Source organism: Bradyrhizobium sp. SHOUNA76 (genome assembly GCF_023006445.1).
Lineage (GTDB): Bacteria > Pseudomonadota > Alphaproteobacteria > Rhizobiales > Xanthobacteraceae > Bradyrhizobium.
The window spans coordinates 1-8,619 of sequence record NZ_JALBHA010000269.1 but is presented as its reverse complement, the minus strand read 5'-3'; the positions used below and the strand labels follow the sequence as shown (position 1 = coordinate 8,619).

The following is an 8,619-nucleotide window of genomic DNA, read 5'->3' as shown; positions in this document are numbered from 1 at the left end:
ATGCGGCCTCGCGCGCAACCCATTCGGTGGCGGCGATCGCATCGTCGACGGCGGCAGGAAATCTGTGCTCCGGCGCGAGTCGGTAGTCGACCGAGACGAGACGGCAACCGGTCGCATGCGCCAGCGCCGCTGCGATGCGATCATGCGTGGCGATGCTGCCGGCGACGAGGCCGCCGCCATGAAAGAACACGAAGCCGGGCGCGCGCTCCTCGGCATTTGCCGGCGTGTAAAGTCGATAGGGCAGTTCGCTGGCGCGGCCGGGCAGCACACCGTCGCGTGTCGTCACATCCGGCGCATCGGTGCGCGCGAACTGCATCAGCTTGGCCAGCGATTGCCGCCGCGCCTCCACGCTCGGCCGGCTTCTTGCCTGCGGCGCGGCCGCAGCCATCATGGTCAACAAGCGCCTTGCGAGCGGATCGAGCGGCATGGTGAACTCCGTATCATTGCTCGCATTATAGCCGGTTTGGCCTGCTTTACCCGCCAGGGGAGGGTGCCAGTCCCGCAGCAAATCGTTTAGAAATTGGGACAATAGTGCCCGGGTATTTCCAAGGGGAGGCCGGTCATGGCCGAAATCAAGAAGCCGATCGAATATTCGCCGAGCTGGACCTTCTTCGAGGGCAAATGGCACGACGGCAATGTGCCGATCATGGGCCCGCGCACGCATGCGGCCTGGCTCGGCTCGGTGGTGTTCGACGGCGCACGCGCGTTCGAGGGCGTCGCGCCCGATCTCGACCGACACGTCGCGCGCGCCAATCAATCCGCGATCAATTTTGGCCTGAAGCCGGTGGTCGATACCGGCACCTGGCTCACGCTCGCAAACGAGGGCATCGCGCGTTTCGCGGCGAATGCCGAGCTCTACGTCCGTCCGATGTATTGGGCTCAGAACGGGGCCGGTGGCGGCGTGCTGTTCGACCCCGAGACCACCAATTGGTGCCTGTGCATCTACGAGGCGCCGATGCCAAAGCCCGTCGGCAACGCCATCACCCTGTCGCCGTTTCGCAGGCCCACCGCCGAATGCGCGCCGGTCGAGGCGAAGGCGGCCTGCCTCTATCCGAACAATTCGCGCGCGCTTGCGGAAGCCGCTTCCCGCGGATTCCAGAACGCGCTGATGCTCGACATGCTCGGCAATGTCGCGGAATTTGGTAATTCCAACGTGTTCATGGCCAGGGACGGCCTGGTCTATACGCCGGTGCCCAACGGCACGTTCCTCAACGGCATCACGCGCCAACGCGTCATCAATCTGCTTCGCGGCGACGGTGTCACCGTGGTCGAGAAGACGTTGCGCTATGCCGATTTCCTGGCCGCCGACGAGATCTTCTCCACCGGCAATTTCGCCAAGGTCGCCCCGGTGATCCGCATCGACGAGCGCGAGCTGAAGCCGGGCCCGTTCTACACCAAAGCGCGCAAGCTCTATTGGGACTTTGCGCATGCGGTGAAGCTGGCGGCTTAGGCTCGCATGCGCGCCACGGACACCGCTGTCATCGTCCGCGAAGGCGGACGATCCAGTATTCCAGAGGCCGCAGTGATTGACCCGATGGGCCGCGGTGTACTGGATGCCCCGCCTGCGCGGGGCATGACACCGACTTCTTAGCCCCGTCGCTGAAATCGGCTGAACTGAAACGCCTGCGTCGAATTCCACGGCGTATGATGCGTCTCGCCGCGCGTCTCGACCAGCTCGAACTCCGGCCCCAGCTCCGCTGCAAGGCTGGCGCTGTCATGGCGCTGCACCGGCAAGCCGCTGCATTTCTCCGGACCGTCGAGCGCAAACGTCGCGATGATGACGTGGCCGCCGGGCGCAACCGCAGATCGCAGGTGCTCGACATAAGCAGCCCTGTCGCGGGAATCGGTCAGGAAGTGAAACGCCGCGCGATCATGCCATACATCGTAGACCCTCGCCGGCCGCCACGTCGTGGCGTCGGCGACGATCCAGTCGATCGTCGAGGCGGCTTGCCCAATTCGGCGCTTGGCCGCGTCGAGCGCGTTGGCGGAAAGGTCCAGCACGGCAACATCGCGATATCCGTCGTGCAAGAGAGCGTCGACCAGACGCGAAGCGCCGCCGCCGATATCGATGATGGCGGCGTCATGATCCGCCGTCGCCGCGCGGATCATCTCGAGCGAGATCGCCGGGCTGTTCTGAAACCAGCTGACTTCCGCCTCGCCCTTGGTGGCGTACACGTGCTCCCAATGGCCGCTTCGGTCAGGCAAGGCGCGTGCTCCGGACTAAGCCGGCATGACAGCGAGCGAGGCAGCATCGCTCTCAGCCGGCAGCTTGCGCATCCACCACATGGGGACGCGCCAGCACAGACGAAAGAGCTATTCGTCCTTCTTCGACATCCGCTCCAGGCGTTCCTGCATTTCCTTCATCTGCTGGCGCAGATCGTCGATGTTGCTGTCCTTCGGCGCCTCTGCGTTCGCGTCCGGCTCGGTCTCAGCGCTTGTCGCCGACCGCGGCGGGACGAAGGGCTTGAACATCGAAAAAGTCTGCTGGAACAGCTCCATGTTGCGGCGGACCTGTTCCTCCAAGGGAGCAAAAGGAGTGCCGGACAGGCTATTGGCGATCTGCTTGCGGAACTTCTCTTGCTCCTGGGTCAGGGTCGCGATCGACTGCTCCAGATATTTAGGCACCACCATCTGCATGCTGTCGCCGTAGAAGCGGATGAGCTGGCGCAGGAAGGTAGTCGGCAGCAGGTTCTGGCCGGCCTTGTTCTCCTGCTCGAAGATGATCTGGGCGAGCACGGAGCGGGTGATGTCGTCGCCGGTCTTGGCGTCATAGACCAGGAAATCTTCGCCATCCTTGACCATCGCGGCGAGGTCTTCCAGCGTCACGTAGGTACTCGTCCCGGTGTTATAGAGCCGGCGGTTCGCGTATTTCTTGATGGTGGTGGGTTGGTCTGATTTCGCCATGGGCTCTCACTTGCAAGCGCGGAGAACGGGAACCCGGCGGGCAATGCCGCAGGGCGGGAAGAGTACGCAACGCAACAAAATAAGCATTTTCAAAGGGGTCACGCTACCGTTTTGTGCGGCACGGTTAATTGCGGAGCAAAATCTTGCTTGCGAAAGCGCCAAGAACGCTATTTTGAATGCGCCGCGGCATGAATTCGGTCGCCGGCCGATTGACATGCCTCAACGACGTTAACAGGATGGCCGACGAGACTGGCGAGCCGTTTTCCTAAGCCCCGCCTGCCCCTTTCAAGAACCTCAAGCCTCAGGAGATGCCCATGTCAGACGATGTCGTCATCGTCAGCGCCGCCCGCACCCCGGTCGGAAGCTTCAACGGAGCCTTCGCGACCCTTCCCGCCCACGATCTCGGCGCCATCGCCATCAAGGCGGCGCTGGAGCGCGGTGGCATCGAGCCCGGCCGGGTCTCGGAAGTCATCATGGGGCAGATCCTGACCGCCGCCCAGGGTCAGAACCCGGCCCGTCAGGCCTCGATTGCCGCCGGCATTCCGGTGGAGAGCCCGGCCTGGGGCGTCAACCAGCTGTGCGGCTCGGGCCTGCGCACGGTCGCGCTCGGCTACCAGGCGCTGCTCAACGGCGATTCCGAGATCGTGGTCGCCGGCGGCCAGGAATCCATGAGCATGGCCCCGCACGCGCAATATCTGCGCGGCGGCGTCAAGATGGGCCCGGTCGAGTTCGTGGACACCATGATCAAGGACGGCCTGTGGGATGCCTTCAACGGCTACCACATGGGCAACACCGCCGAGAACGTGGCGCGGCAGTGGCAGATCACCCGTGCCCAGCAGGACGAGTTCGCGGTCGCCTCGCAGCAGAAGGCCGAGGCGGCGCAGAAGGCCGGCAAGTTCAACGACGAGATCGTCCCTGTTACCATCAAGTCCCGCAAGGGCGACGTCGTCGTCAGCGCCGACGAATATCCCCGTCATGGCGCAACGATCGAGGCGATGGCCAAGCTGAAGCCCGCCTTCGAGAAGGAAGGCACGGTCACCGCAGCCTCCGCGTCCGGCATCAATGACGGCGCGGCTGCGGTGGTGCTGATGACCGCCAAGCAGGCGGCCAAGGAAGGCAAGAAGCCGCTCGCGCGAATCGTTTCGTGGGCGCAGGCCGGCGTCGATCCGAAGATCATGGGCTCGGGCCCGATCCCGGCCTCGCGCGCCGCGCTGAAGAAGGCCGGCTGGAACGTCGGCGATCTCGACTTGATCGAGGCCAACGAAGCTTTCGCCGCGCAGGCCTGCGCGGTCAACAAGGACCTCGGCTGGGATACCTCCAAGGTCAACGTCAATGGCGGCGCGATCGCGATCGGCCATCCGGTCGGTGCCTCCGGCGCGCGCGTGCTGGTGACGCTGCTGCACGAAATGCAGAAGCGCGATTCGAAGAAGGGCCTTGCCACGCTGTGCATCGGCGGCGGCATGGGCATCGCGATGTGCATTGCGCGCGACTGAAGATGGCTGACACGTAACTGACGTGTCATGCGCGCGTGCGCTGCACACATCGGTTAGTGCGTTGCACGCGACTAAAAAGGCAGCGGTTGCAAATCAAATATTCTTCGCAACCGCGCAAGCCTCGACTAAAGAGAAACGCCCGGCTCAACGCCGGGCGTTTTGTTCTTGATGTCCGTCAAACGTCCCCCATAATCCACAGTAAAAAAACGATCACGTCAGAAACGTCCGAAGAGTCCAAGGGAAGGAATACGACATGGCACGTGTTGCATTGGTCACGGGTGGTACGCGGGGCATAGGTGCTGCGATCAGCAAGGCGCTGAAGGCGGCCGGCTACAAGGTTGCGGCGAGCTATGCCGGCAACGACGCCGCGGCGGATAAGTTCAAGGCGGAGACCGGCATTGCCGTCTACAAATGGGACGTCAGCAGTTTCGACGCCTGTGCCGAGGGCGTGAAGAAGGTCGAGGCCGATCTCGGTCCGGTCGAGGTGCTCGTCAACAATGCCGGCATCACCCGCGACACCGCCTTCCACAAGATGACGCTCGATCAGTGGAACGCCGTCATCAACACCAATCTCGGCTCGCTGTTCAACATGACGCGCCAGGTCATCGAAGGCATGCGTTCGCGCAAGTTCGGCCGCATCATCTCGATCTCGTCGATCAACGGCCAGAAGGGGCAGTTCGGTCAGGTCAACTATTCCGCGGCGAAGGCCGGCGACATCGGCTTCACCAAGGCGCTCGCGCTCGAGAATGCCAAGGGCGGCATCACCGTGAATGCGATCTGCCCCGGCTACATCAACACCGAAATGGTCCAGGCGGTGCCGAAGGACGTTCTAGAGAAGAACGTGATTCCGCAGATCCCGGTCAACCGGCTCGGCGAGCCCGAGGAGATTGCGCGCGCGGTCGTGTTCCTCGCGGCCGACGAGGCCGGCTTCATCACGGGCTCGACCATGACCATCAATGGCGGCCAATATCAGGCCTGAGATTGCGCAAGCCAAAAGCCTGTAGCTTCAGGCGCGACAAGGCGATAGTGAAGACGAAAATGCCCGGCCTCGTGCCGGGCATCATCGTCCTCAGGCCTTTGATTGATGACCCCGCGCACAGCCACGCTGATCGGATTGACTGCGATCCTGATGTGGTCGCTGCTGTCAGTGATGACGGTGGCGACTGGAAGGATCCCGGCGTTCCAGCTCGCCGCGATGACCTTCGCGATCGGCGGCCTCGTCGGTCTGCTCACCTGGATCGGCCGCGGCGAAGCGGCGAAAAGCCTGCGCCAGCCGCTCGTCGTCTGGGCCGTCGGCGTCGGCGGCCTGTTCGGCTATCACGCGCTGTATTTTCTCGCCCTGCGCTTCGCGCCGCCGGCCGAGGCCGGCCTGCTGAATTATCTGTGGCCGCTCCTGATCGTGCTGTTCTCGTCGTTCCTGCCGGGCGAGCGGCTCGCCCTGCATCACATCGTCGGCGCGGTGCTCGGCCTCGTCGGCACCGTGCTGCTGTTTGCCGGCAACACCTCTGGCTTCGCGCCGGGCCAGGTGCCGGGACTGGTCGCGGCCTTCATCGCTGCGTTCGTCTGGGCGACCTATTCGGTGCTGTCGCGCCGGCTCAAGGCCGTGCCGACCGATGCGGTCGCGGGATTCTGTCTGGCCACCGCAGTGCTCGCCGCGCTGATGCATGGCCTGCTCGAGACCGCGGTGTGGCCGGAGACGAGCTTGCAATGGCTCTCCGTGATCGCGCTCGGCATCGGCCCCGTCGGTGCCGCCTTCTACGCCTGGGACATCGGCATGAAACGCGGTGACATCCGCGTGCTCGGCGCCGCCTCTTACGCGACGCCGCTGCTCTCGACCGGCTTCCTGATCGCCGCCGGTTTTGCCAAAGCCAGCGCCAACATCGCGATTGCCGCGATCCTGATCGCCGGCGGCGGCCTGATTGCGGCGAAGGACATGGTGCTGAGGAAGAGGTGAAGGGAGCTACGGCTCCCAGCCCTTTGGCGCGAGCTCGAAGCCTGCGAACTCGAATGCAGGCGCCACCGTACAGCCGACCAGTGTCCACTCGCCCGTCGTCTCGGCGGATTGCCAGGCCTGCGCCGGCACGATCGCCTGCGGCCGGTCGCCATTCGCAAGGTCGGTGCCGAGGCGCACCACATGCTGCGAGCGACCGTCATGGGCGATGCGCAGCGTCAGCGGGCTGCCGGCGTAAAAATGCCACGTCTCGACCGCGTCGACGCGATGCCAGTGCGAACGCTCGCCGCGTGCGAGCAGGAAATAGATCGAGGTCGAGCGCGACCGGCCGTTTGTGTCCGTGGTCTGGTCGCGGAACGTTTCGCGGTAATGCCCGCCTTCAGGATGCGGGCGGAGTTCGAGGCGCGCGATGATCTCGGCTGCGGTCGGCATCGATTCCCGTCAGGACTTGTTCTTCAGGACTTGTTCTTGCGCTCGCGCAGCTCGCCGAACACCGCGGCGGCATCCGCGCCCTTCATGTGCAGCCTGGCCGCGACCGACGGTTCATCGGCGCGCAGGAACACGTTTGCCCGCTTCTCGTCGCCAAGCAGTGTGGGAATGGTCGGTTTGTTCTCGGCCCGGAGCTTCGCCACCTCCGCCGCGCGCGCCTGGAGCGCCGCATTGTCGGGATCGACGGTAAGCGCGAACTTGACGTTGGAGGCCGTGTATTCGTGGCCGCAATAGAGCCTGAAGTCGTCGGGCAGGGCACGCAGCTTCAGAAGCGAATCCCACATCATCGGATAGGTGCCCTCGAACACGCGCCCGCAGCCGATCGAGAACAGCGTGTCGGCGGCGAAGACCGTCTTCTCGGTGTCGAACACGTAGGAGATGTGGTCGAGCGTGTGGCCGGGCGTCTCGATCACGCGCGCCAGCAGGTTGCCGATCTTGACCACGTCGGCATTGGCGACACGCAGATCGACGTTCGCGATCGCAGTGGTCTTGTCGTGCGGCGCGACGACGCGGCAATTGTATTTGCGCTTGAGTTCGGCGACCCCGCCGACATGATCGCCGTGATGATGGGTGATCAGGATGTCGGTGAGCTGCCAGCCCTCGCGCTCGAGCGCCTTCAGAATCGGGCCGGCCTCAGGCGCGTCGACGGACGCCGTCGCCTTGGTTTCCACATCGTGGATCAGATAGCCGAAATTATCGCTTAAACAGGTGAAAGTACGAATTTCGGCGGCCATGTCATCTCCATCGCGCTCAGCCCCGCCAGACAAATATGGCGTTAACGTCGCGCAGGCAATGCAATATTCCGCGCGCGGCACCGGCCTTGCGCATGTTACATTGTGGTCATGACCATCGACGTCGTCGACCTCCGCGAGTTCTATTCCCGCCGCCTCGGGATTGTGGCGCGGCAAATGATCAATCGCGGCATCAGGGAGCGCTGGCCGCGTGCCGACGGCCACCGCGTGCTCGGCCTTGGCTATCCCACGCCCTATCTGGGATTGTTCCGGGAAGATGCCGAGCGCTGCATCGCCTTCATGCCGGCGGCTCAGGGCGTCCTGAAATGGCCGACGGGACGGCCGGCGTTGGCCTCGCTGGTCGACGAATTCTCGCTGCCGCTTCCCGACGCCGCGGTCGACCGCATCCTGCTGGTCCACGCGCTGGAGATGTCGGACGATCCGGCCGCGCTGCTGCGCGAGGTGTGGCGCGTGCTGTCGCCGTCCGGGCGCGTGATCGCGGTGATCCCGAACCGGCGCGGGGTGTGGACCCGCACCGACAGCACGCCGTTCGGTCACGGCCGGCCCTATTCGCGCTCGCAGATCACCGATCTGTTGCGCCAAACCTGGTTCACGCCGACTGCCTGGGGCGAAGCGCTGTTCATGCCGCCCTATGCCGGCGGTTGGGTGCTGAAATCGGCGCAAATGTGGGAGCGCGCCGGCGCGGCGCTGTCGCTGCCCTTTGCCGGTGTGCACATCGTGGAGGCCACCAAGCAAGTCTACCGCGCGATCCCCGCCAAGCGCGAACGGGCGCGGCTCATTCCCTCGCTCGCCAAGCCGGTGCTGGTGCCGTCCTCGACGGTGACGCGGAGCTAGCTGCACCTCTCCTCCGGGGAGGGGTGAGCCGTGCCCGGAGCGCTCACCGCTTCGGCCGACGCACAAAAAAATCGTCCCGGCGAGGCCGGGACGATTTCAGATCGGAAGACCAGAAGAAGCTTACTCGCCGGGCGCGACTTCGTCGCTCGAGGCGGCTGGAGCTGCCTCGCGCTCGGGGCGCGGACCATGCGGCCGG

The 8,619-nt window shown here is 64.6% G+C and carries 10 protein-coding genes; 5 read left to right on the top strand and 5 right to left on the bottom strand.

The window, feature by feature from the left end; translation table 11 throughout:
* Positions 1–427, bottom strand: a 427-nt coding sequence (locus MOV74_RS23855) for an alpha/beta hydrolase fold domain-containing protein (RefSeq protein ID WP_246927946.1), incomplete at its 3' end; no start/stop codon positions are given.
* Positions 428–562: 135 nt separating this feature from the next.
* On the opposite strand from MOV74_RS23855, the gene MOV74_RS23850 reads away from it, so the two are divergent.
* Positions 563–1,450 (top strand): branched-chain amino acid aminotransferase, encoded by an 888-nt coding sequence (locus tag MOV74_RS23850; RefSeq protein ID WP_246927944.1) that lies wholly within the window; start codon positions 563–565, stop codon positions 1,448–1,450.
* A 137-nt stretch (positions 1,451–1,587) separates the two neighbouring features.
* Here the strand turns inward: MOV74_RS23850 and MOV74_RS23845 are convergent, their stop codons facing one another.
* A complete protein-coding gene (locus MOV74_RS23845; RefSeq protein ID WP_246927942.1) occupies positions 1,588–2,205 on the bottom strand; it encodes a trans-aconitate 2-methyltransferase in 618 nt (205 codons plus the stop codon).
* A gap of 108 nt (positions 2,206–2,313) precedes the next feature.
* Positions 2,314–2,904, bottom strand: coding sequence for a polyhydroxyalkanoate synthesis repressor PhaR (gene phaR, locus MOV74_RS23840; RefSeq protein ID WP_246927940.1), 591 nt, complete (start codon positions 2,902–2,904; stop codon positions 2,314–2,316).
* 314 nt (positions 2,905–3,218) lie between these two features.
* Here phaR and MOV74_RS23835 point away from each other — a divergent pair, with 314 nt between their 5' ends.
* The 3 genes from MOV74_RS23835 (at position 3,219) to MOV74_RS23825 (ending at position 6,351) form a co-directional block, all read left to right on the top strand.
* Entirely contained in the window at positions 3,219–4,397 is a 1,179-nt protein-coding gene (locus MOV74_RS23835; protein WP_246927929.1) for an acetyl-CoA C-acetyltransferase, read from the top strand.
* Positions 4,398–4,650: 253 nt separating this feature from the next.
* Complete coding sequence (gene phbB, locus MOV74_RS23830; protein ID WP_246927927.1) at positions 4,651–5,376, top strand: acetoacetyl-CoA reductase; 726 nt, start codon at positions 4,651–4,653, stop codon at positions 5,374–5,376.
* 105 nt (positions 5,377–5,481) lie between these two features.
* Positions 5,482–6,351 (top strand): DMT family transporter, encoded by an 870-nt coding sequence (locus tag MOV74_RS23825; protein ID WP_246927920.1) that lies wholly within the window; start codon positions 5,482–5,484, stop codon positions 6,349–6,351.
* Between the two features lie 6 nt (positions 6,352–6,357).
* Here MOV74_RS23825 and MOV74_RS23820 read toward each other — a convergent pair whose 3' ends face one another.
* Together MOV74_RS23820 and gloB are read right to left on the bottom strand one after the other, a co-directional pair.
* Positions 6,358–6,780 (bottom strand): cupin domain-containing protein, encoded by a 423-nt coding sequence (locus MOV74_RS23820; protein WP_246927911.1) that lies wholly within the window; start codon positions 6,778–6,780, stop codon positions 6,358–6,360.
* 23 nt (positions 6,781–6,803) lie between these two features.
* Positions 6,804–7,571, bottom strand: coding sequence for a hydroxyacylglutathione hydrolase (gloB, locus tag MOV74_RS23815; RefSeq protein ID WP_246927908.1), 768 nt, complete (start codon positions 7,569–7,571; stop codon positions 6,804–6,806).
* A 108-nt stretch (positions 7,572–7,679) separates the two neighbouring features.
* Between gloB and MOV74_RS23810 the strand changes: the two genes are divergently transcribed.
* Entirely contained in the window at positions 7,680–8,423 is a 744-nt protein-coding gene (locus MOV74_RS23810; protein ID WP_246927899.1) for a methyltransferase domain-containing protein, read from the top strand.
* Positions 8,424–8,619 lie beyond the last annotated feature (196 nt).

Excerpts from the sequence above, each read along its gene's own strand:
- MOV74_RS23850 (WP_246927944.1), top strand. The coding sequence starts at position 563 with ATGGCCGAAATCAAGAAGCCGATCGAATATTCGCCGAGCTGGACCTTC.
- phaR (WP_246927940.1), bottom strand. The coding sequence starts at position 2,904 with ATGGCGAAATCAGACCAACCCACCACCATCAAGAAATACGCGAACCGC.
- MOV74_RS23835 (WP_246927929.1), top strand. The coding sequence starts at position 3,219 with ATGTCAGACGATGTCGTCATCGTCAGCGCCGCCCGCACCCCGGTCGGA.
- phbB (WP_246927927.1), top strand. The coding sequence starts at position 4,651 with ATGGCACGTGTTGCATTGGTCACGGGTGGTACGCGGGGCATAGGTGCT.
- MOV74_RS23825 (WP_246927920.1), top strand. The coding sequence starts at position 5,482 with ATGACCCCGCGCACAGCCACGCTGATCGGATTGACTGCGATCCTGATG.
- MOV74_RS23820 (WP_246927911.1), bottom strand. The coding sequence starts at position 6,780 with ATGCCGACCGCAGCCGAGATCATCGCGCGCCTCGAACTCCGCCCGCAT.
- gloB (WP_246927908.1), bottom strand. The coding sequence starts at position 7,571 with ATGGCCGCCGAAATTCGTACTTTCACCTGTTTAAGCGATAATTTCGGC.
- MOV74_RS23810 (WP_246927899.1), top strand. The coding sequence starts at position 7,680 with ATGACCATCGACGTCGTCGACCTCCGCGAGTTCTATTCCCGCCGCCTC.